Genomic DNA, 20818 nt, shown 5'->3' with positions numbered 1-20818 from the left:
GGAGATCACATGTCCGCCTCCGACAGACAGCAGACCGCCCCGCCACCGTCGCCGCTGGACCTTCCCACCATCGCCAAGGGCACCAAAATGACCGGCCTCCAGCGCGAAACGTTCATGAACCAGGTCGTCCGTGCCTACACCGATGACCGGCAGCTCTCCATCAAGAAGATCTGCGCAGCAACCAACCGGTCCTACGGCGCGATACACCAGCTCCTGAGCGAAGCCGGCGTCTCGATGCGCGGCCGGGGTGGCGCCCGGCGCGCATCCACGGCACAGCCCATCAGCGCCCGTCCCGCCCCGGCGCCCACCATCGCGCTGGCAGATCACGGGATGGAGAGCGCGCCATGCTGAACGACGAACGGTCGTGGAAGGGGCCGGGAGCTCTCGCAGACACGGGCAACGAAACCTTCCGCCGCCCCAACCCCGCCCGCGTCCACCACTTGCTCAGCGGGGGCCGGGATTCGTTCCAGGTCGACCGGGACTTCGCACAGGCCCTCTTCGACGCGGACAACACGATCGTCTCGGCCGCCCACATCAACCGCGACCACAGCACGCTGACGGCGCGGCTCCTCGTCAAGCGGGGGTTCGAGCAAGTCCTCGACCTGGGCTGCGGTTACGCGTACGACTGGTCAAAGCCGCTTCAGCGGCACGACCCGCCCCTGCTCCGAGAGGTGCTGCCCGACGCCACGATCGTGCACGTCGATATCGACGGCATCGTCGCCGGCTGCGCCCAGAGCATCATGGCCGGAGCCAGTGGCAACCCCAGCGTCCTCCAAGCCGACATCCGTTGCATGGCGGAGATACTCGCCCACCCCCAGGTCGCGCCCCGGTTCGACCGGGACCGACCGATCGCCGTCCTGCTGCACGAAGTGCTGCCGTGGATCGAGGACGACCAGGCCGTTGCCTCCGCCCTAGCGGTACTGCGGCAGTGGCTACCTTCCGGCAGCGCCCTCTCGATCACCCACGCCACCAACGACCTGTCGCTCACGCCAGACGCGCAAACCAAGCTCACCTCCCTCTGGGACGAAGAAGCAGTCGCGTTCCGGCCACGCACCCGCGCGGCGATCGCCGCCCTGTTCGGCGACTGGCCCCTGATGGACCCCGGCCTCGTCCCGACCGCGCACTGGCACCCCGACCACCCCGATGCGCGCGCCCCCGAGGCGCACTCCGGCGCCTTTGCCGCCGTGGCGATCAAACCCGGCCCGTCCGAACGGAGTTGTTCGTGACCACCCGGCGCTCATGTCTGAGGGATGGCCACAGGCGGCAACCTGCTCGGCTGCCTCGTGCCCACCGAGCGGGCACCCAACGACCGCTCGGTGGGCAAGCAGGGCCGCAACGGCCGAGCCGACTAGGCGGCCATCTCGCCGCGCAGCCGCCCCAGGGCCTGCGCCGCAGTGCCCTGGACGTCGGGGAGACGGGTTGCGGCGGTCCGCATGATCCTCTGAAGCTGGTGGGGAAGCCGCTGCGCCGTCGCCTCATCGACCGCCTCCGCGTGCCGCTACATCCGCTCGCAGTCGTCCAGCCCGGCTTCCCGAAGCCAGAACCAGGTTGCGATCGACTGCTTGTACCCGTCGGGCATGTTCAACGCGGGCACCTCGTCGGCGGTGAACATGCCGAGCTGCTTGTGCTCGTGGCTGATCACCGGCTCGACCTCCGGCGTCAGGTTGCTGCACCCGTACGTGACAATCAGGACCCGCCGCCCGGGGATGGGCTCATAGATCCACACCCCGCCGTCGAGGAGCTGGCTGGCCGTCACCGTCCAGCCCGTTTCCTCGGCGATCTCGCGCTCCAGCGCGGCCTCGGGGCTCTCGTCGGGGACCTGGGCGCCGTCGGGGCTGCCGATCTCCAGACGGCCGCCCGGCAGTTCCCACTCGTCTCTCTCGTTGCGCAGCAGCAGGACCCGGTCGTGTGCGTCCAGGGCCACCCCTTTGACGGAGACGGGCCACAGCGGCGGCGTGTACGACATGAAGTTCCTCGTCCAGCAGCACGTTCAAGGGGCGGCCGGAACGTACCACGCCACGTTCAACTCCCGGTTGAACTACCGGACTTGTCCGACGCGGCGCGATCAGACGCCAGGGGACGGAGTAGCGGCTTCGATGAGCTGCCGGAGCGCTCCGTAGTAGACGTCGTGGTCGACGACCACGGGCAGGATCTCGCTGAGATGGCACGTCAGCGTCGGGAAGTCGTCCGGGTCGAGGGCGGCGAGCGCGGTGCGGGTGGCGGCCTGTGCGGCTTTGGGGTTGCGGTGGTCGACGAAGGTGGCGCTGCCCAGGGTGAGCAGGTACATGCGCCGGTAGGCGGTGATCGACTCATGCGGGGTCATGCCCGCGGCGATGCTGTCGGCGAGCTGGGGCTCGACGAGCCGCTTGAGGAGGATGGGGCCGAGCCAGGGGCGGCTGCCGCGCAGGGAGACGAGTCCGGGGTGGGCGGTGAGGAGTTCATACAGCGCCCGGAAGCGGGCCTCGCTGGCGGTGGCCCAGTCGACTCCGGGTTCGGTGTCCGGGATCCCACGGGCGAGGTGATCGGTGACCAGGTCCAGGAGGCCGGCGAGGTCCGTGCAGCGGCGCTGGAGGCTGGCATGAGCGATGTCCAGCCGCGCGGCGAGACTGCGGAAGCTGAGGGCGCCAGGGCCTTCCTTATCGACGATCAACAGGGCCGTTTCGGCGATGCGTTCAGGTGTCGCGAGGTCGAGTGAAGCGGATTGCCTAGGCATGTGAGACAGCGTACGGTACACCGTATCGTCACGGTAGGTTTCAAACCCATCACCGGGAGGCGGGCCATGCCCCGCACGATGCTCGACCCCTTATTCACCGCCGTGGACGCCCCGGCATTCACCGAATCCCACCTGGCCAGACTCGCCACGGGAACCCTCGCGGCCGTCCGTGTCCCGGGCTTCCTCACCCCAGAGCAGTGCCAGGCCGCCACCACCGCGTTCGACCGCATGCCCACCGCGGGCTACGACCCGCTGCGCGTCCCCACCTCGATCCTCCACGTCGGTCCCTCGCTCAACGACTACCGCACCCTGGCCAACACCCTTGACACCAGCCGGTACTGGAAAGACGCCGACGCCGCCCGCAGCGCGTGGCACCGGGCCAGGATGCAGCCCGACCCGATCACCGTCGCCCTGGCACGCCTGGGGGACGCCTGGGGCACGGCCGTCACCCCCGCCACCATCGGCGGACGCTGCGTCTTCGGCGGCACGCTGCGGGAGATGAACGAGGGCGCCCTCGTCCACTACGACGAGGCCAGCCGCGAGTACCCCGCCGGGCTGTTCGACCAGACCGTCATCGCACAGCTCGCCTTCAACCTGTGGGCCCAGGCCCCGGTGATGGGCGGTGCGACCACGGTATGGCGCCACCGCTGGGAACCCGCCGACGAACAGCACCGCGAGGCGTACGGGTACCGGCGCGAGGCGGTCGAGGGCTGCCAGCACGTCACCCTCACGCCCCGGCCCGGGGACGCGCTGCTGTTCAACCCGGCCAACTTCCACGCTGTCGACCCCAATCCCGGCGAGCGACGCATCGCCTTCGCGCTCTTCCTCGCCATCACCTCAACTGGCCAGCTCATCAACTGGTCCTGACCCACACCCCCTGACAGGAGCCTCGTCATGCCTCAGCTCACCTACGGCGATATCAAGACCGCCGCCGACCGCATCGCCGGGCACATCCGCCCGGTCGCCGTTGCCCCCCTGGACCCCGGCGCCATCCGCACCGCGCACCGCGACCCCCTCGACGACCGCAGCAGCGAGCCGTGCGAGGTCTGGATCGCGATGGAGTTCATGCAGCACACCGGCAGTTTCAAGGCCCGCGGCGCAGTGAATTTCCTGCGCGCCCACCAGGACGCGGGCACCCTGCCCGACGCCGGGGTGACCATCGCCTCGGGCGGTAACGCGGGCATGGCCTGTGCCTGGGCCGCCGGACGGCAGGGCGTGACCGCGACGGTGTTCCTGCCCGCCAACGCGCCCGTGGTGAAGGTGAACAAGTTGCGTTCCTACGGCGCGACCGTGCACCTGGTCGGCGAGCAGTACGCCGAGGCCCTGGCCGCCTGCGAGAGCTTTGCCGCGAGCACGGGCGCACTGGCCTCCCATGCCTACGATCACCCGCTGATCGCCGCCGGTGCCGGGACCCTCCTCGATGAGATCCGCCAGCAGATCCCCGGCCTGGACACCGTGGTCGTCGCGGTCGGCGGCGGCGGCCTGTTCGCCGGCGTGGCCACCGCCGCCCAGCACCACAACATCCGCACCATCGCCGTCGAACCCGAGAACTGCCGGGCCCTGAACGCCGCCCTCGAAGCCGGCGAGCCGGTCGACGTGAGCGTGGACTCCATCGCGGCCGACTCCCTCGGCGCTCGCCGCACCTCCGCCATGGCGCTGCACGCCGTGCGCCAGGACCGCACGCACTCGGTGATCGTCCCCGACACGGACATCATCAACGCCCGCCAGGCGCTGTGGGACCACCGCCGCCTCGCCGTCGAGCACGGTGCGGCCACCGCGCTCGCGGCCCTCACCACCCAGCCCCGGCACCTCTCCGACGACACACCCGAGTTCCGGCAGACCTGGACCTCCTACACCCCCAGCCCCGGCGAGCGCGTCGCCGTCGTGCTCTGCGGCGCCAACACCGACCCCACCTCGCTCCTCACCCCGCACACCGACCCCGGCCCGCAGAAGTAACCCACGCCGAGGAGCAGTCCCGATGACATCGCGCCGAACCCGTATCGCCGTCCCAGGGGACCCGTCCGCTGTCGCTTTCGCCCGCGACCGCGTCGTCGCCCAGGTCGGCGCATGGGGCGTGGGTCTGGACAATGACCGGCAGGACGCGGTCAGGCTCGTCATCTCGGAGCTCATCACCAACGCCGTCGTGCACGTCGGCGGCATGGTCTCGGTCGGCCTCTACCTCGATGACGAACGGCTGCTCCTCGTCGTCCATGACCACAGCCAGGACCTGCCCACCCTCCAGCACCCGGACGACGAGCAGGAGACGGGGCGGGGTCTGGCCCTGGTCGCCGAGTTCGCCGATGAGATCGGCTGGGAACCCACCGACACCGGCAAGAAGGTGTGGGCCAAGTTCGAGGTCCCCCCGCTCGCCAAGACGTCCCTGAGTGAACGGCTACGGCGGCGGTGGCGGGCTGTCGGCCACCGCCCGCATCTGCTGAGCGCGCCCCCGGGCATTGCCCGTATGGGCATCCGCTGACCAGGCGCCACCCCTGAGACGGCCCGGTACGGGCGGAGGCTCCCCCGTACCGGGCCCCCGGTTCCGCCGCGTACATCCCAGGCAGTCGGCCGCGGCGGACACCAAGGGGGGTGCCGGCCGGTTTCCCACGAAGCCGGTCGGCGCCCCACCTGCCTGCCAGCGCCAGCCACCCAGCTCGTGCGCGCCACCACGGACCTCAAATCCTGGCTACCCGACCACTTCTGCCCCCAAGGAGGAAGACACATGAGTGGCAACGGCAAAACACCTGACCCCGATCCGCAGGAACCGCCCGACCCGGTGAAGCCGTCCGACAACGGCCACCAGGACAAGGACATCGGCGGCCCGCCCATCAAGGACCCGCCACCCCCGGGCCACCCGGGATAGCAACAACCATCACTGAGGAGAGGAAGCGCGGGATGTCGTACACAGCACTGCTCAACGGGCTGGCCGAGGAGATACTCCTGCCCGAGGACTGGGAGGCCCTCTTCGCCTCGACGCCCCGCGCCACGTTCGTACCCGACGTGATCTGGACCTGGGACGCCCAACAAGCCCGCTACCGCCGCACCGACCGGAACAAGAACCCTCGCCGCTGGGCCCGCCTGGTCAACTCCCGCGAGGTGGTGGTCACCCAGCTCGACGACGGCCAGGACGACGGCCCCGGCCTCGCCACCTCGTCCTCCTCCATGCCCGAGGTCGTCGCTACCATGCTGGCCGCCGACGACCTCCAGCCCGGACAGCGAGTGTTCGAGATCGGCGGAGGCGGCGGGTGGACAGCTGCCCTGCGCAAGAAGCGGGTCGGCCCCACCGGGCTCGTCGTCACCACCGAGACCGACCCGCACCTCGCCAAGACGTGCGCGGCCAACCTCGCCCGGCACGGCGCAGACGTCACCGTCCTGCACGCCGACGGCGCCGCCGGCCACCCCGACCTCGGACCGTATGACCGCACCTGCTCCACCGCGGCCGTTCAGCGTGTCCCCGCAGCGTGGATCGCTCAGACCCGGCCCGGCGGCCTGATCACCACCCCGTTCCACACCAGCCTCGCCGACTTCGGGCTACTCAAGCTGACCGTCGCCGACGACGGGCAGTCCGCCTCCGGGACCTTCGCCGGGACGGTCTCTTTCATGTGGCTGCGCCAGCAGCGGCCCCCGGGCACCCCCGACACACCGGCCAGTGACGACGAGCCCCGCGTCACCACCGCCCGCACCCTGCCCTCCTACCTCTCCAACCGCCGCGCCGCCCGCCTCTACATCGGTCTCCGCACCCCCGGCGTGCACTACAGACTGGCCTGGAACCCGCCAGACCAGTGGGAGACCAGCCGCATCCGCCTGTGGGCCGCCGACGGCAGCAAGGCCATCGCCCTGGCCAACCCCCCGTACACCGTGTACGAACGCGGCCCCCGCTCCCTCTGGCATGACGTGGTTGAACCGCACCTCGCCGACTGGGTCGCTCTCCAGCAACCCCGCCTTGACCAAATCGGCATGTCCGTCACCGCCGACGGCACCCACACCCTCTGGACCGGCAGCCCCGACTCGCCGACCACCCTCACTCTTCCGCCGAACTGACCCCCGGCCCCCTTCCGCACTCTTTCCCGGAGGCCCCGTGAACGCGCGCATACACCGCCTACTACCCATAGCTGGCGCCGCCACCCTCGTCCTGGTGGCCACCGGTGCCGTGGGTAGCGGCTGCTCTAACAAGAGGCGCCAGAGCCCTGCGGTAAGCGGCCAAATCCCGGGCGAGTGCGGGTCGGTGTTATGCCGCACGCCCAACGGGACCGCGTCGTCATGCGCGGGCGAGGAGGACGGCCGCTCGCTGGGACAACTCGCGGGCCGCGGTGACGTTCTCGTACCGGGCGAGCCGCATCCGCAGGTCCTCGGCGGCGTCGCGGACCTTGATGGACTGGATGCCGTCGGCGCAGTCCAGGAACTCGCTCCACACGGCGAGCGCACCGTCCAGGTCGCCCTGCTGGAGATGGAGGCCGCCAAGGTTGCCCAGCACACTCGCGCGGGTGCGGCGGCGGTCCAGCCCGTACGTTTCGAGGGCCTGGTGGAGGTGTTCGCGGGCGGCGGGCAGATCACCCATTTTCGCGAGAATCATCCCCGACGCGTACGCCCAACGGCCGATCGTGAAGTGGGATGCCCAGGACTGGCCGGGCGGTGCGCTGGCAGTGCGCTCGATCTCGGTCTGGGAAGCGGCGAGGGCTTGCGTGGCCAGCCGATAGTTACCGTCCAGGGCGGCGGCCTCGGCGAGCGTGGACTGGTAGTAGGCGAGGGCCCTCGGATCATCGAGGTCCTTCGCGTACGTCATGGCTTTCTCGGCCAGCGCGAACGCCTCGGCACGATGGCGCGGCCCCCGAGCGATGGACTGGACGGCTGCCCCCCGCAGGGCAGTCGCGGCCAGCTCCGGCTCGCCTGCTTCGGCGGCGAGCCGCCAGGCGTGCCCGTAGTAGTGCTGGGCCGTGTCCTGGTGTTGCCTGTCGTCGCCCTCGTCCTGGGTCATCCAGCCGACCAGGTGCGCCAGTTGGGACGTGGCGGCGTACAGCTTGCGGCCGGTGGCCTCGGTGTAGCGGCCCTCCAGCCAGGGACCTGCGTTGTCGATCAGGTAGTTGACGGCGAGGCGCTTGACATGGCCACCGCCGTACTCGGCCGCCAGGTCGCCGAGTGTGGAGACCATCGTCTCGATCGCGGCGACCTCGCCGGCGCCGACCCGGACGGCGGTGGGGGCTGCGGTACGGACGCGCCGGGTGATCGCTTCGGCGTCGGGCACGCCGAGGAAGGCGAGGGCGGTACCGCCCGAGGCGGTCAGGAAGATCCGACGGTCCACACCTTCACTCCTTCCCAGGGCCAGAACGGATTCCACGGTATCCACGAAGAGCGGCCCGGGGCCGGGGATCTCGGCTACTTGATCGGTGTGCAGGCCCAGGACTTTGGCGACGGCGGGCATCCACAGCTCGCCCGGCTGGCGCTCGCCCTCCAGAAGCTTGCGGGCGTACTGGCGGGACATGCCGGTGGGCCCCCGGGCTGCGGCGATGCCGAGTTCCCGGGCGAGCTTGGTCGGCCCCCAGCCGCGCTCGTCGCATGCCTGCCTGATCAGTCTGGTGATCCGCTCGCCGCCGGGGTCCATGGCCGGTCCGCTCCTCCCTCCGCCCAGGGTTACACGGGACTACACGGGGTTACATCTTGGGTCCTATTCCCTTACTGGGCCAGGGAGTTGAGTGGATTCCATGCCGACCGTCGGCCCTTTGGACCGGGAAACGGAGTGGACCATGACCGCCAAGCACCGGCACGCCCGCACCGCCAGCCCAGCTCAGGACGCCGACGGGAGCGGCCTCCCGCTGGTCGTGCTTCTTCTGCTCGGCCTGGCCTCCCCCGCGTGGATCTTGCGAGACCAGGCCGCCGAACTGGTCACCGGGGTCGTGCGGGAGGCCATCCCGGTGACCGTGCCGAACGCGGTGACGCCCGGCACGTGAAAAGCGCTCCGGCACCCGCACGTTGGTCCGTTCCGGGTGCCGGAGCTCCCGATACCGCCGTCCTTGCGGGCGGCGTCGGCGGCGGAGGCGGCTGCTACGGAACCCGCCGCCGCATCAAGGGAAGGCCGTCCCCCGCGCCGGAAGTGCCCATCGGCTCGGTCCCGCACGAGGGACGGCACACCACGACCCGCGGTCACAGACCCCGGCGCCAGCTCGTCTCGCGCACCACGCACCGGTCCGTCCGCCGTCAGCGGATGGGCCTTCACCCGAAGGAGACCATCGTGACTGCGATGTTGCCCCGGAGGTCTACGTGAACCAGACCAACAGGCCGCCCATGGAGAAGATCCTGGTGACGGGTGGCGCGGGATTCATCGGCTCGCACTTCGTCAAGCGGCTCCTCAAGGCTGACGACGTCGCGGCCGTCACGGTCCTTGACGCGCTCACCTACGCCGGCCACAAGGAGAACCTGGGCGTGGCGTTCCTGTCGCCGAAGCTGACATTCGTCGAGGGCAACATCCTGGACGCCGACCTGGTGGACACGCTCGTGGGGCAGCACACGGCCGTGGTGCACTTCGCGGCCGAGTCGCACGTGGACCGGTCATTCTTCGAGGCGGGCAACTTCCTCGCGACGAACGTGCTGGGCACCCACACGCTCCTGGCCGCCGCCCACCGGCACGGCATCAGCCGGTTCGTGCACGTCTCCACCGACGAGGTCTACGGGCCGCTGGTGACTGGCTCGGCCACCGAACAGTTCCGGCTGCGGCCGTCCGTGCCGTACGCGGCATCCAAGGCCGCAGGCGACGTCATCGCCCTGTCGTACTTCCAGACCTACGGCGTCCCCGTGTGCATCACCCGGTCCAGCAACAACTACGGCACCGCCCAGCACCCGGAGAAGGTCATCCCCCTGTTCATGACCCGCCTGTTCAAGGGCGAACAGGTCACCCTCCACGGCCGGGGCGAGCATGTCCGCAATTGGCTCCACGTCGAGGACAACTGCGCCGGGATCGAACTCGTCCTGCGCGGCCCCGGCGGATAGCCCCAGCGCCGGAACCGGTGCAGGATCGTTGTCCAGATCGCCCTCAGCGACCTGGACCAGGCCGACGGGCTTGGACGGTGCACTAGCAGTGCAGACCACCGCGCCGGCGCCCGTCGATCATCCGCGGGCCCCAGCCGCACGTGGCCGCCGCCACGTGCGGCTTGCACAACGGCGTCCGTCTCACGACTGTCCGTGGCACCACCGTGGTCATCTAGGAGGGCACCATGACGCAATCACAGCTTCGAACACTCCTCCATCATCTCTTGGATGCCCCGGAGCTCAACTGCGCTGCCTGGCCGAAGTTCCGGGTCTTGTGGACGTACATGGCCCACGAGGCCGCCCGAGAATTACAGGATCCACGCCTTGGCAAGATCCGTGTCTCGCAGGCCACATACAAACGGTGGCTGGCCGGGACGCACGTCGCCCGCGGCGACATGCAGGTCATCCTGGAGTTCTACTTCGGCAAGAGTGTCGAAGCGCTGCGTCATCTGGTGCCGGCCCGGACCATCGTGCGGCCGCGCCCGCTGGACCGCAGGACACGCACCGCATCGCGGACCCTGGACTACACCTGGCCCACCTCTCGCCACGTGCCCGGGGATCCGGATGCGGGGATCTTCGGCACCTGGGAGCTGTCCGGCGGACGGTACTTCGAAGGAACCGCGGTCGGGGTACAGCTCTATGAGGCCCAGCCGTGCGGCGACGTGGTGGAGCTCGGCGCCCAGGACCTGCCGCATCTGCAGGCGTTCGTCCGTTCCTCCCGGCGCGGCGTGCTCCTCGCGTCCCCGGGCGGGGCGGGCGGCTCGGGCCTGTACGTGATGGACGCCGCGCTCGCCCGCCAGAACCTCATTGTGGGCCAGGACCCGCGTGTACCGCTCGCCTACCAGCTGGACGACCTGGTCTACGCGATCATCTGGGCTCTGCACGTCATGGACGACGGCCTGCTGGCGGACGACAACCCGCTCTTTGACCGTGCCGAACAGCTTCGGCACTACGTCAGGATCAGCAATTCGGCGCCGCCACGATCCGAGATGCCCGACCTGTCCCCCATCGGCGCCGCGTGGCTGGGCTCCAGCCTCTGCGCCCAGTACATCGTCCGCCATCTCGGTGACCTTCCCGAGGTGCCGGCGTTCTGGACCCGCGAAGCCACCGGGGAGGAATGCGCACCCTGGCTGCTCTTCAGGCACAAGCACGACTACCTGCAGAACGTCGCCGATCGCTTCGCGGGACCAGGGAGCGCGCTCGGTCGCGCGTTCTGCGTCCCCGAGCCTGTCGTCCGGTCAAGCGAGAGCTATGAGCGAATTCTCCTGTTCCTCACGATCGCCATGATGGAGATGTACGGGGTCAAGGTGTGGCTGACCGCGGAGCAGGAGTACCAGGAGGTCGAGGGGTTCGTCCTGGCACGCAACCAGGCCATCCTGGCGAACTGGGTACGCGGGGAATCCGTCTGGCGGGTCGCTACCACCAGCGCGCGACGGGAGGTGGCTCCCTACCAGGAGGTGATCGGCCACGTACGAGCCCACAGCCTGGTCGACGGGCCAACCCCGGCGGCACGGCTGGCGGCCCTGGCCGACTACCTCGACCTGGACTGGGCCTGGCTGACCGGCCGGTGCCGGGGCCTCGCCGAGGAGGGGATCACCAGCATGCTGCGTCCCCGCAGCCGCCTCCTCACGCTCCAGGCACTCGACCAGACCCTGCGCTTCATTGGCAGGCTGGGCAGCCCCGCTGACGGTCGATAGGCTCAACTCGCCCTGCTCCACCCGCGATCCGAGGACTGCGCGTTGACGAAGCCAAGCTCCCCGCCTCCCACGGTGCTCGTGATCAGCCTCGGCGGCACCATCACGATGACCCCCACCACCGCGGAGGGCGCGGCGAAACCCACGCTGAGCGCGGAGGACCTGCTCGCGGCCGTGCCGCAACTGGCCGCCACCGGCATCGTCGTCAAGACGCAGTCGTTCACGACCAAGCCGGGCGCCTCCCTGACGCTCGACGAGATCGAGGACCTCGCCGGCCAGCTGCGGGCCATGGACGGGCAGGGCACCTTCGACGGCTTCGTCGTGGCCCAGGGGACCGACACCCTGGAGGAGACGTCCTACCTGCTGAGCCTGCTGTACGCGGGCGAGACGCCTCTGATCGTCACGGGCGCGATGCGCGCCCCCTACCTGGCCGGAGCCGACGGGCCGGCGAACCTGCTCGCCTCTGTCACCGTCGCGGCGAGCCCCCAGGCCCGCGGCCTTGGCGTCCTGGTCGTCTTCAACGACCAGGTCTTCGACGCCGCGAGGGTTCGCAAGACCCACAGCACCAGCACGAACGCGTTCACCGCACCCGACACCGGCCCCCTGGGCACCGTGGCCGAAGGCCGCCTTCGGCTCCTTGCCGTCCCCGCGCACAAGCCCCTCCCCCTCTCCGCAGCGATGACGCGCCCGGCCCGCGTCGGCGTGTACTCCGCGTCCCTCGGTGACGACGGCACGCTGCTGGCGCCGCTCCTCGACCAGGTCGACGGACTGGTCATCGCTGGCTTCGGAGTCGGTCACGTGCCGGCGACCTGGGTCCGCATCCTCCAGGACGCCGCGGAGCGGATCCCGGTCGTCCTCGCCTCCCGCACCGGTGGCGGCACGACCCTCACACACGCGTACGGATTCGACGGCTCGGAGAAGGACCTGCTGTCCCGGGGTCTGATCGGGGCCGGGCACCTTGACCCGTACAAGGCCCGTCTTCTGCTGACGGTCCTGCTGCGCAGCGGCGCCGACCGCGACTCGATCCTCGCCAGCTTCGCTCCCTCCGGGACGACCCCGGAGGGACGTGGCTGATGCGGCACGCAGAACTGACGATGGGGCGCAGCTTCGCGCTGGCCTTCGATGACGGCGACGACTTCGTCGCGGAGCTGACCGGCTTCTGCGCCGAGATGGGGATCCGGCAGGCGATCATCCCGATGTTCCTCGGCGGGTTCCGGCAGGTGACGCTGGTAGGGACGAACGGCCCGCTGGAGGACCCGGAAGCTCCTGTGTGGGAGGAGACGGTCCTGCACACGGTGGAGGCCGTCGGCTCCGCCACCCTCGCCTGGAGCCCGGAGAACGACGTCCTCGCCCCGCACCTCCATGTCGCGGTCGGACGCAAGGACCTCGCCGCCGCAGGGAGCGTGTCTCATCTGCTGCGGGCGGAGGTGCAGTTCATCCAGGAGATGTTCGTTCAGGAGGTCCTCTCCCCCCGGATGCTGCGACCCCTGTGCGGACCGCACGCCGTCCCGACCCTGTCCTTCGCCCCGCAACCCGAGGCCGGGCCCCTGTGACGCCACCCGGCTCCGCCAGGACTTCCGTGAAGCCGGGCGTACCACCGTGCGCCGGTGACGTTCAGCGCCCACGAGGAGCGAGGCCATGAAGACCTGCGACAACACCTCGGTCGGCATCGTCATCACCGATCACCAGGGCCGATACCTGATGTTCGACCGCGCCACCTTCCCGCCCGGCACGGCACCTGCCGCCGGCCATATCGACGACCACGGGAGCGCCGAGGACGCAGGCCGCGTCGAGGTCGAGGAAGAGCTTGGCCTCACCGTAACCGGCCTCACCCACGTCACCGGCGGCTGGCGGGACAACCCATGCCGCCGCCATCCCGGCGCACGCAGCACCGGCCACCGCCATGAATGGACCGTCTACCGGGCCACCGTCACCGGCGACCTCACCCCGAGCGCCCAGGAAACGAAGAACGTCCGCTGGATCGCTCCCGATGCTCTGCAGGAGTTGGCAGACCGGACGGTCGCCTACGCCCAGGGACGCATCACGGACGCCGAGTTCGAGGCCGCGCCCGGCATCGAGCCAGTGTGGATGCAGTGGCTCGCCAACATCGCCGCGATCAACACCAGCCCCGACGACCTGCGCCGGGTGGAGCAGCTCACCAGGTGATCGCCGTCCGCTCTCCTGACCTACCGCGGCCGCCGCCCGGCTCCATCCCGAGCTCGGCGCGCGGGCCCTGCGCCCTCGGCCGGCCCTTAAGTGCCCTGCTGCTACCGCGGGCCCGGACAGGCGAGTTCACTGTCCGGGGTTGCGGCTTGCGTGAGTTACGTCAGCCATGGGGGTCATGAACTCAGCGAAGAGCGTCATGCAGGGCCTCCTCGATCACAGGGAGCCGGTCCAGCAGCATCAGCGCTGCCTCGTGCCGCACCCGCCCGTAGGCCTCCATAGCGGCGTCGACGATGTGCGGTCGTTCCACTGGTACCGACAGCGGAAAGGCCGAGCAGAGCATGGCTGCACAGCCGACACGAAGCGAGGACACGAGGTCGCCCGCGGACGCCTTCGGGTTGGCGTCCCGGTAGGCCAGGGTGAGATCGATGTATCCGGTGAGCCAGCTCTCCGCACTGTTGTCCAACACGCTCTTGGGGTCGCAGCCAAGACGCGCGATCTCCCAGGCGAGGTACCCGGGTGCGGGCGGTCGAAAGTCCACGATCGCGGCTACCTCGTTGTTGTCCTTGAACAGGACGTTGGGGCCGGCCATGTCGCCGTGCAGGACCTGGACGGTCAGCTGTGGAAGCAAAGCGAGGGCACGCTCGACCTCCCCCAGGATGGCTTGTCGCTCACGCGCCGCCTGCAGCGCCCACGTCTCGAACTCCCCAAGCCTGGGTTTCTGCTGGTACGCATGAATCAGGCGCTCGAAGCGGTCCCATGAGGCGGCCACGTCGCACACCGCGGCACCAGGTTCCAGGGTGGGTGCGGCGGCAGGGTGAGTGGCGAGCCGGCTGTGGAGTTGGCCCATCGCCGTGCCGACCGCTGCCCACCGTGCACCCGTCAGGCCGCCTTCGGCGGTCGCGGTGTGCGGTACGTACGACCACAGGGACATCGGCAGGCGACCGTGGGTCTCGATGAGTTCATGCTCGCGCGTGCGGGTTACCCGCGCGGTCGCGACACCTCCGTCGGCGCAGTACTCGGACAGTTCGACCGACGCCAGCTCCAGATCCAGGCGATCTCGAGTCCGGTAGACCTTGGCGAAGTGCAGCCGGCCCGCCTGGTCCACGACGGCGTAGTTGTCCGTCGCGGTCCCTTCCGGGATACGCGTTATGTCGGCCGGGTGCAGCCCGTACGCGAGCACCAGCGCGGCGGCGACCGCCGTGATCAGCTCCTCCTCCGCGGTGCGGCCGGGTGCGGAAGAGGAGGCAGGCTTGGGGGCGGGCTGGTGAGATGCGGTGGACATGGTCTCCTCGTCGAAGCGCACAGTGATAGCGGTCAGATGACGGGCGGGCGCCAGGTGGTCGGGTCGATCAGGACGCGCAGGCACGGACCGTGGCCGCCAAGTGCTCAGCGTTCCGCGGCCAGCCGCGCCGGGTGCAGCGGGGCTGCAAGATCGCCGCCTGACAACGCTCCGTCAATGCGGTCATCTGATCGCGCCTCCCTCGTTCGGGTTGTCCCTGCACTCGAACCCGACCCGGAACCGCCACCAGCCTGCTGGCAGGGGACCGGCCGACCAAGCCGATACCGCGGCCCCCTGCCGCGTGACGCGGCTGATCGAGGCAGTGAAGCGGGTAACCGAGGCCGGCTTCTCGTGGCGAAAGCGACCTGTTCGGCGTCGCACAGGTGGGGCGTAGGGCCGACCGGCGGGCGCCGCGGCACCGGGTGGGGATGCTCGTCGCATAGAGTGCGGGCGCGCAGGCGTGCACGGTGTTCGCCGTGGGGCGAGCTTGGATGCCTTCGTTCTCGCCTTCACAAGCATCCCTTGGGCAGCACCACCAGGAGGAACAGTGTCGTCCCCGCAAGTGATCACCCCCGCGGACAAGCTCGCCGAGGCGAAGAAGCAGCTGAACTTCCCGCGTATTGTCGCAATCTGCGGCTCCACCCGTTTCATGGCTGAGATGGCTGAGGCCGAGCTGCGGGAGACCACCGCTCGGCCCGGGAAGATTGTCGTCAAGCCGGGTTGCGACATGAAGTCGTCGCACGATCTTTGGTCCGATCCTGTTGAGGCGAAGGCGCTGAAGGCCCGCCTCGACGAACTGCACCGGTCGAAGATCTTGCTCGCTGATGAGGTGCTCGTTGTCGGCGACTACATCGGAGACAGCACCCGAGCCGAGATCGCCTACGCCCGGTCGCTGGGCAGGCCCGTCCGGTTCACGCATCCAGCAGTCGACCCCGACGCCTGAGGGCTCGCCCCCGCCCCCTCCGCCAGCAGGCCGTTGGAGTTGATCGCCCGGTGGGTGGCGTGGTGGTGAGAGTGGGCTCACGGAGCTGCGGAGCGCATCGCGGCCGTGATGGCGGCGGCGAGAGGCTGCTGGTGGGTCGTCAGGTAGAAGTGGTCGCCGTCGTACCTCTCGACTCCGCGGAAGAGCGTCGTGAATGCTCGCCAGGCAAGGAGCCGGTCCTCGTCGATCAGCTTGTCGTGCACGCCCGCGAATACCGACAGCGGGACGGGCAGCGGCTCCGGGCTGCGGGGAGGAGTCCAGGTGTCCACGAGTTTGAAGTCGCTGCGGAACACCGGGGCGAACTTGTGCCAGACGTCGTCGTTGTCGAGGAGCTGCGGTGGGCTGCCGCCGCCGTTCCGCAGCCACGCGCGCAGTTCGCCGTCGGCCATCAGGTGAGGGCGGCTGTCGGCGCCGGCTTCGCCCTGCGGGGCGGCGTAGGAGGACACCCCCAGCCAGGTGGGGAGCGGTTTCGCCTCGCGGAGGAGTCGGCGACTGAGCTGGTAGGCGATCAGTGCGCCCATGCTGTGGCCGAAGAACCCGAAGGGCCGGTCGAGCAGTGGTGCGATAGCGGTGTGGAAGTAGTCGACCAGCCGGTCGCAGTCGTCGATCAGCGGCAGGGCCTGCAGATGGCCTCGGCCGGGGGCCTCCAGGAGGCACAGTTCCCAGTCCTCCGGGAAGTGCTCCGCCCAGCCCCGGTAGAGCAGGTGCGAGCCGCCGGCATGGTGGAGCAGGAACAGACGCGCCGCCGGGTCGCTCAGCGGCCTGGGCCGGATGAGCGGGGAAGCCGGCGTCTGGCTGGTGAGTTTCGAGGCGAGGAAGGCGTGCATCTCCGTGAGCGTGGTGGCGCCGCTGGCTGCCACGGCGTTCACCGGGACGCCGTACGCGCTCTCCACACGGGTCGAGATCTCCAGCATCAGCAGCGAGTCGATGTCGAGCTCGTGGGCGAAGTGCGCCCCGTCGGTGACCTGCTCCGGCTCGGTCTCCAGCACGCCGGCTATCAGGGCGCGGAGATCCTCGATGGTCACGCTCGTGGTGCTCATGGGCGTTGTCCTCATTCCTGCGTGGATGGGCGAGTGACCGGCACGGTCAGCAGCAGGACGGCCGTCGCGTCGTGGCGAGGGCCTCCGGCCGTGGCGAGGACGTCCCCGCTGGCGCCACCCTCCAGATGGGCAGCCGCGACAGCACACTGCAGGACACCGAGCGCCCCGGACAGCGGGCCCAGCTGGGATTCCAGGTCGATCCGGCGCGTGGCTGTGAGCAGATGGGCCTCCGCGGCGCTCGCGGCACCCGCCTCGTCCGCGAGCCACAGTCCGACGGATGCCTCTTCGGTCACCCCGGCGAGGGCCAGTGCCGCGGTGAGGTTCCGGGCCCGTGCGTAGCCGGTGATCGTGGCGCGGGGCCGTGCGCCGCGGGAAGCAGCGGTGTCCGCCGGTTCCAGTACGACCGCGACCGCCACGTCGGTGGACTGCTCGCCGAGGACCTTCGTCACCACGTCGTTGGCTGGTTCGACACCGACGACGACGGCGGCTTCGGCGCGTCCGGCCACGATGAGGTTCCGGGCCCAGGCCAGGGCGTCCAGACCGCTCGTGACGCCGTTGCAGACGGTGAGGTTGGGGCCGCGCAACCCGTAGCGGATAGCCACCCAGCCGGCGATGACATTGCTTGACGTCTGGGGCAGGCCCAGGGGGCTGAGCCCCATGACGCCTGCTGTGGCGATGGTGTCGGTGGCTTCGCAGATGCTGTCCGCGTTGCCCAGGTTGGTGCTGACCACGACGGCGGTCGCGTCACCCGCGCCCGTGAACGCGTTGTCGGTGTCGGCCAAACCGGCGTTGTGGAGGGCGAATTCGGCGGCCCGCAGGGCCAGCCGCGAGGCACGGTCCTTGTGGCGCAGCTCGCGTCTTATGAGTCCGGTGGCAGGGTCGAAGCCGCCCTCCGCCGGCAGCGGTCCAAGGAGGTCTCCGTACGTGGCGACTCCGGGGAGAGCCAGCCCGATGCCCGTGACGACGACCTGCCGGGCGCTCGGGTTCCTTGCGTGCGCGGTGCTGATCGCGTTCACCGGGCTGCCTCCACGATCGCGACGGCGTTGATCCCTCCGAAGCCGAACGCGTCGACCTGAGCAATGGTCAGGACACCGTCGGCGGAGCTGCCTTGCACCAGGCCCAGCCCTGCGGCCTCGGGGATCGGATCGGTCAGCCCAAGGATCGGGGGCACCGTCCCGTTGTTCATGGCGAGCACCGCCATGACGAGGCTGAGCAGTCCCGAGCCACCCAGGGTGTGGCCGGTCATCGCCTTGACGGCGGTCATCCGCGGACCTTCTCCGGCGCCCTGGAAGACGTGACGCAGGACGCTCGCCTCCGTCTGATCGTTGCGGACGGTGCCGCTGCCGTGCAGCATCACCAGGTCGATGTCGCGGGCCCGCACCCGCGCCCTGCTGTAGGCCTCCCGCACGGCGCGGGTGATGCCGTCGGGGTCGGGCGCGGTGGCGTGGAGGGCGTCGCAGTTCATGCCCACACCGCGCACCCGGGCATGCACGGACCTGTTCCCGGTGCCGGCGCGCTGGACGACGACAGCGACCGCGCCCTCGCCCATCAACATGCCCTTGTGGGTGGCGTCGAAGGGGCGCAGCGCGTCGGGCAGGTCGTTCTGTACCCGGTCGAGCGTGCCGAAGCCGCTCTCGGTGGCGGCGTCGGTGCCCGCGACGATCACTGTGTCGGCCATGCCGAGGTCGATCATGTCGGTGGCCATGCCGAGCGCGTACAGCGTGGCTGAGCAGGCGTTGGCGAAGGTGTACGTGGTGGACGCGCCGAAGGTCTCCTTCAGGGCGGTGCCGAAGTGCAGGTCTTCGAGGGAGACTTCCGCGTCGTCACGCCACCACAGTTCGAGGCTGCGCTGCTCACGCATGGTGGTCCCGACCAGCACGGGTACCTGTGACAGGTCCTCGCCCAGTCCCGCGTCGGCGGCCGCCTGGCGGACGACGGTGGTCAGCCAGCGGGTGGCGCGCCGCGGTACGTCGCCGCCCTCGGGCCGGTCGTCGATCTCGTAGGCGTAGGCCGCCCGGTACTTGTCCGGGTCGAACGCCTTCAGGGGCTGGCGGCTCTCCTGGCCCGCGCACAGCGCGGTGAAGATCTCCTGGGGGCTGGCTCCGATGTTGGCGACGGCGGCCATGCCCGTGATGTCCCAGGTCATGGTTGGGCTGCCGCCTTCCTCAGCTCGAAGGCGGCCAGCTTGCCGGTCGACGTGGTGGGGAGCTCGTCGAGGAACTCCAGACGGGCGGGGCGCTTGTAGGTGGCGAGGCCGCCACGGATCGCGGCGGTCACCGCGCGCCGCACCACGGCCTCGTCGGATCCCGGCTGGGCCACCAGGTACGCCACGGCCTGCTCCAGGCCGTCGGCGTCGCGGCCGCCGACCACCACGCAGTCCTGAACCCCTTCCACGTGGCGCAGGACGCCCTCGATCTCGCTCGGCACGACCTTGTACCCGCCCAGGTTGAGCACGTCATCGACGCGGCAGAGATGGGTGAACGTGCCGTGCGGCGCACGGCGCACCACGTCGCCGGTGTAGGCACCGCCGTCGGCGAAGGTGACCGCTGCGGCCTCCGGGCGACCGATGTAGCCAAGGGCAACCGTCGGGCCGGCGATGTGCAGCCGACCCTCCTGGCCGTCGGCAACGGGCGTGCCGTCCGAGGCGCGGACGGTGGCCGTGATCCCGGGCACCGGGATGCCGAAGGTGCCCGGCCGCTCCTTCCCCGGTGGTGTGCCGACGACGATGTAGAGGACCTCGGTAGCGCCGAGGCCATTGAGCAGCTCGGCCTGGAAGGCGGTGCGGATCCTCTCGCTGAGCCGGCCCGGGAGATTCTCGCCCGCCACTACGCACAGCCGCACGGAGTCGACGCAGTCGGTGGCGAACATGGTCCCGGAGGCGTTCAGCAGCGCCGCGTACAGCCGTGGGACGGAGAACAGCACGGTGGGCCGGTGGCGTTGCATCGCGGCGGCGAGTGAGTGGACGTCGACGGTGCCGCGGATGAGTGCGACGCGGGAGCCGGCCGCCAGGGGGCACAGGACGGAGCTGCCGAAGCCGTAGCCGAAGGACATCCGGGCGCTGGACAGCACGGTGTCCTCGGGCGTCAGACCCAGGACCGTGCCGATGCCGTCGGCCATGGCCGCGATCGCGCCCGCCGAGTGCCGCACCCCCTTGGGCATGCCAGTGCTTCCGGAGGTGTACTGCACGAGCGCCTCACGCCCCGCGCTCCACGCGACCGGGGGCCCGGCTTCCTGCGGGCGGTGCGCGGGGCCGGTCTCGGCCGTGGCCAGAGCAGCGCGGACGTCAGCGCCGGCGAACCGGGTGGTCGTGGCGAACAGCTCCTCCAGGGCGCGTTGCCGCACGGAGGCCGTGTCCAGGTGCACCATCGCGGCGGCGCAGTCTGCGGCGATGTAGCGGACTTCGTCGTCCGTGAGCACCGGGCTGATCACCACGGGGACGCAGCCGTGCCACCACAGGCCGAGGACGGCGACCACGGTCGCCACGGAGTCGTCGGCGACCAGCAGGCCACGGGCGCCCTCGGGTACCCCTGCTGCCCGCAGGGCGCCCGCGTACCCGCGGGCCGCCTCCAGGAGGCCCGCGTAGGTGATCTCCCCGGCCTGGGGGTCGAGATAGCTGGCCCGGTCACCCCGGCCGGCAGAGACATGGCCCGCCACCAGGCGGTCGATCAGGTCGACACCCTGCAGGCTCCTCGCCCGCTCGCCGAGCACGGCCACCGCGGCATCCAGGCTGGTGAGAGCTGCCGCTTCCTGCGCGGACAGGGCCCCGAACTCGCGCTCGGCCGCGGCCGCGACCTCGACCTTCTCCAAGGAGCTCATGCCGAGCTCCTCGTAGAACAGGGCGCCGGGCTCGATGGCTTCCTTGTCCACCTCAAGGACAGACGCCACGATCTCTCGCAGCCTGTCGCGCACTATGTCGATGTGTTCCAC

Annotated in this window: 22 protein-coding genes; 14 read left to right on the top strand and 8 right to left on the bottom strand. The window is 70.2% G+C overall.

What is annotated here, in order from left to right:
• The first annotated feature begins 9 nt into the window (after positions 1 to 9).
• Complete coding sequence (locus ACIBK6_RS38185) at positions 10 to 351, top strand: helix-turn-helix domain-containing protein (protein WP_399057409.1); 342 nt, start codon at positions 10 to 12, stop codon at positions 349 to 351.
• Positions 345 to 1226, top strand: coding sequence for an SAM-dependent methyltransferase (locus ACIBK6_RS38180; RefSeq protein ID WP_399057407.1), 882 nt, complete (start codon positions 345 to 347; stop codon positions 1224 to 1226). Before ACIBK6_RS38185 ends, ACIBK6_RS38180 begins: the two co-directional genes overlap by 7 nt.
• Positions 1227 to 1498: 272 nt before the next feature.
• Here the strand turns inward: ACIBK6_RS38180 and ACIBK6_RS38175 are convergent, their stop codons facing one another.
• Both ACIBK6_RS38175 and ACIBK6_RS38170 read right to left on the bottom strand, forming a co-directional pair.
• Positions 1499 to 1966 (bottom strand): NUDIX domain-containing protein, encoded by a 468-nt coding sequence (locus ACIBK6_RS38175; RefSeq protein WP_399057405.1) that lies wholly within the window; start codon positions 1964 to 1966, stop codon positions 1499 to 1501.
• A 99-nt stretch (positions 1967 to 2065) separates the two neighbouring features.
• Positions 2066 to 2713 (bottom strand): TetR/AcrR family transcriptional regulator, encoded by a 648-nt coding sequence (locus ACIBK6_RS38170; protein WP_399057403.1) that lies wholly within the window; start codon positions 2711 to 2713, stop codon positions 2066 to 2068.
• Positions 2714 to 2779: 66 nt separating this feature from the next.
• On the opposite strand from ACIBK6_RS38170, the gene ACIBK6_RS38165 reads away from it, so the two are divergent.
• The 5 genes from ACIBK6_RS38165 (at position 2780) to ACIBK6_RS38145 (ending at position 6751) form a co-directional block, all read left to right on the top strand.
• The gene (locus ACIBK6_RS38165) at positions 2780 to 3580 is read left to right on the top strand and encodes a proline hydroxylase (protein WP_399057401.1); all 801 of its coding nucleotides are present in this window, start codon (positions 2780 to 2782) and stop codon (positions 3578 to 3580) included.
• A gap of 27 nt (positions 3581 to 3607) precedes the next feature.
• A complete protein-coding gene (locus ACIBK6_RS38160) occupies positions 3608 to 4669 on the top strand; it encodes a threonine/serine dehydratase (RefSeq protein ID WP_399057400.1) in 1062 nt (353 codons plus the stop codon).
• A gap of 22 nt (positions 4670 to 4691) precedes the next feature.
• The gene (locus ACIBK6_RS38155; protein WP_399057398.1) at positions 4692 to 5189 is read left to right on the top strand and encodes an ATP-binding protein; all 498 of its coding nucleotides are present in this window, start codon (positions 4692 to 4694) and stop codon (positions 5187 to 5189) included.
• 243 nt (positions 5190 to 5432) lie between these two features.
• Complete coding sequence (locus tag ACIBK6_RS38150) at positions 5433 to 5573, top strand: hypothetical protein (protein ID WP_399057396.1); 141 nt, start codon at positions 5433 to 5435, stop codon at positions 5571 to 5573.
• Positions 5574 to 5605: 32 nt separating this feature from the next.
• Complete coding sequence (locus tag ACIBK6_RS38145; protein WP_399057394.1) at positions 5606 to 6751, top strand: protein-L-isoaspartate(D-aspartate) O-methyltransferase; 1146 nt, start codon at positions 5606 to 5608, stop codon at positions 6749 to 6751.
• A gap of 217 nt (positions 6752 to 6968) precedes the next feature.
• Here ACIBK6_RS38145 and ACIBK6_RS38140 read toward each other — a convergent pair whose 3' ends face one another.
• On the bottom strand, positions 6969 to 8309 hold the full coding sequence (locus ACIBK6_RS38140) for a tetratricopeptide repeat protein (RefSeq protein ID WP_399057392.1): 1341 nt from the start codon (positions 8307 to 8309) through the stop codon (positions 6969 to 6971).
• A 142-nt stretch (positions 8310 to 8451) separates the two neighbouring features.
• On the opposite strand from ACIBK6_RS38140, the gene ACIBK6_RS38135 reads away from it, so the two are divergent.
• From ACIBK6_RS38135 to ACIBK6_RS38110, 6 genes are all read left to right on the top strand, one after another.
• Positions 8452 to 8655 (top strand): hypothetical protein, encoded by a 204-nt coding sequence (locus ACIBK6_RS38135; protein WP_399057390.1) that lies wholly within the window; start codon positions 8452 to 8454, stop codon positions 8653 to 8655.
• A 310-nt stretch (positions 8656 to 8965) separates the two neighbouring features.
• Positions 8966 to 9691 carry a dTDP-glucose 4,6-dehydratase gene (locus ACIBK6_RS38130; protein WP_399057388.1) on the top strand — a complete coding sequence of 242 codons (726 nt, stop codon included), beginning with the start codon at positions 8966 to 8968 and terminating at the stop codon, positions 9689 to 9691.
• A gap of 224 nt (positions 9692 to 9915) precedes the next feature.
• A complete protein-coding gene (locus ACIBK6_RS38125; RefSeq protein ID WP_399057386.1) occupies positions 9916 to 11427 on the top strand; it encodes a transcriptional regulator, XRE family protein in 1512 nt (503 codons plus the stop codon).
• 42 nt (positions 11428 to 11469) lie between these two features.
• Positions 11470 to 12498, top strand: a complete 1029-nt coding sequence (locus tag ACIBK6_RS38120; RefSeq protein ID WP_399057384.1) for an asparaginase — start codon at positions 11470 to 11472, stop codon at positions 12496 to 12498.
• On the top strand, positions 12498 to 12977 hold the full coding sequence (locus ACIBK6_RS38115) for a PPC domain-containing DNA-binding protein (protein ID WP_399057382.1): 480 nt from the start codon (positions 12498 to 12500) through the stop codon (positions 12975 to 12977). The genes ACIBK6_RS38120 and ACIBK6_RS38115 overlap by 1 nt, the downstream gene beginning before the upstream one ends.
• 85 nt (positions 12978 to 13062) lie before the next feature.
• Complete coding sequence (locus tag ACIBK6_RS38110; protein ID WP_399057380.1) at positions 13063 to 13590, top strand: NUDIX domain-containing protein; 528 nt, start codon at positions 13063 to 13065, stop codon at positions 13588 to 13590.
• Between the two features lie 181 nt (positions 13591 to 13771).
• Here the strand turns inward: ACIBK6_RS38110 and ACIBK6_RS38105 are convergent, their stop codons facing one another.
• Complete coding sequence (locus ACIBK6_RS38105; protein WP_399057378.1) at positions 13772 to 14872, bottom strand: phosphotransferase enzyme family protein; 1101 nt, start codon at positions 14870 to 14872, stop codon at positions 13772 to 13774.
• A 544-nt stretch (positions 14873 to 15416) separates the two neighbouring features.
• Between ACIBK6_RS38105 and ACIBK6_RS38100 the strand changes: the two genes are divergently transcribed.
• On the top strand, positions 15417 to 15812 hold the full coding sequence (locus tag ACIBK6_RS38100; RefSeq protein ID WP_399057376.1) for a hypothetical protein: 396 nt from the start codon (positions 15417 to 15419) through the stop codon (positions 15810 to 15812).
• A 77-nt stretch (positions 15813 to 15889) separates the two neighbouring features.
• On the opposite strand, the gene ACIBK6_RS38095 is transcribed toward ACIBK6_RS38100, so the two are convergent.
• The 4 genes from ACIBK6_RS38095 to ACIBK6_RS38080 are packed head-to-tail and all read right to left on the bottom strand — an operon-like array spanning position 15890 to position 20818.
• Positions 15890 to 16891, bottom strand: coding sequence for a thioesterase domain-containing protein (locus ACIBK6_RS38095; protein ID WP_399057374.1), 1002 nt, complete (start codon positions 16889 to 16891; stop codon positions 15890 to 15892).
• 11 nt (positions 16892 to 16902) lie between these two features.
• Entirely contained in the window at positions 16903 to 17907 is a 1005-nt protein-coding gene (locus ACIBK6_RS38090) for a beta-ketoacyl synthase N-terminal-like domain-containing protein (RefSeq protein WP_399057372.1), read from the bottom strand.
• Complete coding sequence (locus ACIBK6_RS38085; RefSeq protein ID WP_399057370.1) at positions 17904 to 19037, bottom strand: beta-ketoacyl synthase N-terminal-like domain-containing protein; 1134 nt, start codon at positions 19035 to 19037, stop codon at positions 17904 to 17906. Before ACIBK6_RS38085 ends, ACIBK6_RS38090 begins: the two co-directional genes overlap by 4 nt.
• The gene (locus ACIBK6_RS38080) at positions 19034 to 20818 is read right to left on the bottom strand and encodes an AMP-binding protein (RefSeq protein WP_399057368.1); all 1785 of its coding nucleotides are present in this window, start codon (positions 20816 to 20818) and stop codon (positions 19034 to 19036) included. Before ACIBK6_RS38080 ends, ACIBK6_RS38085 begins: the two co-directional genes overlap by 4 nt.

It is taken from the genome of Streptomyces sp. NPDC050485 (assembly GCF_044458185.1).
In the GTDB taxonomy this organism is placed as follows: domain Bacteria; phylum Actinomycetota; class Actinomycetes; order Streptomycetales; family Streptomycetaceae; genus Streptomyces.
The sequence above is the reverse complement of the archived record's forward strand: the minus strand, read 5'-3'. Positions and strand labels throughout refer to the sequence as shown.

Coding starts and splice junctions, on each gene's coding strand:
- ACIBK6_RS38185 (WP_399057409.1), top strand. CDS start 10: ATGTCCGCCTCCGACAGACAGCAGACCGCCCCGCCACCGTCGCCGCTG.
- ACIBK6_RS38180 (WP_399057407.1), top strand. CDS start 345: ATGCTGAACGACGAACGGTCGTGGAAGGGGCCGGGAGCTCTCGCAGAC.
- ACIBK6_RS38175 (WP_399057405.1), bottom strand. CDS start 1,966: ATGTCGTACACGCCGCCGCTGTGGCCCGTCTCCGTCAAAGGGGTGGCC.
- ACIBK6_RS38170 (WP_399057403.1), bottom strand. CDS start 2,713: ATGCCTAGGCAATCCGCTTCACTCGACCTCGCGACACCTGAACGCATC.
- ACIBK6_RS38165 (WP_399057401.1), top strand. CDS start 2,780: ATGCCCCGCACGATGCTCGACCCCTTATTCACCGCCGTGGACGCCCCG.
- ACIBK6_RS38160 (WP_399057400.1), top strand. CDS start 3,608: ATGCCTCAGCTCACCTACGGCGATATCAAGACCGCCGCCGACCGCATC.
- ACIBK6_RS38155 (WP_399057398.1), top strand. CDS start 4,692: ATGACATCGCGCCGAACCCGTATCGCCGTCCCAGGGGACCCGTCCGCT.
- ACIBK6_RS38150 (WP_399057396.1), top strand. CDS start 5,433: ATGAGTGGCAACGGCAAAACACCTGACCCCGATCCGCAGGAACCGCCC.
- ACIBK6_RS38145 (WP_399057394.1), top strand. CDS start 5,606: ATGTCGTACACAGCACTGCTCAACGGGCTGGCCGAGGAGATACTCCTG.
- ACIBK6_RS38140 (WP_399057392.1), bottom strand. CDS start 8,309: ATGGACCCCGGCGGCGAGCGGATCACCAGACTGATCAGGCAGGCATGC.
- ACIBK6_RS38135 (WP_399057390.1), top strand. CDS start 8,452: ATGACCGCCAAGCACCGGCACGCCCGCACCGCCAGCCCAGCTCAGGAC.
- ACIBK6_RS38125 (WP_399057386.1), top strand. CDS start 9,916: ATGACGCAATCACAGCTTCGAACACTCCTCCATCATCTCTTGGATGCC.
- ACIBK6_RS38115 (WP_399057382.1), top strand. CDS start 12,498: ATGCGGCACGCAGAACTGACGATGGGGCGCAGCTTCGCGCTGGCCTTC.
- ACIBK6_RS38110 (WP_399057380.1), top strand. CDS start 13,063: ATGAAGACCTGCGACAACACCTCGGTCGGCATCGTCATCACCGATCAC.
- ACIBK6_RS38105 (WP_399057378.1), bottom strand. CDS start 14,872: ATGTCCACCGCATCTCACCAGCCCGCCCCCAAGCCTGCCTCCTCTTCC.
- ACIBK6_RS38095 (WP_399057374.1), bottom strand. CDS start 16,891: ATGAGCACCACGAGCGTGACCATCGAGGATCTCCGCGCCCTGATAGCC.
- ACIBK6_RS38085 (WP_399057370.1), bottom strand. CDS start 19,037: ATGACCTGGGACATCACGGGCATGGCCGCCGTCGCCAACATCGGAGCC.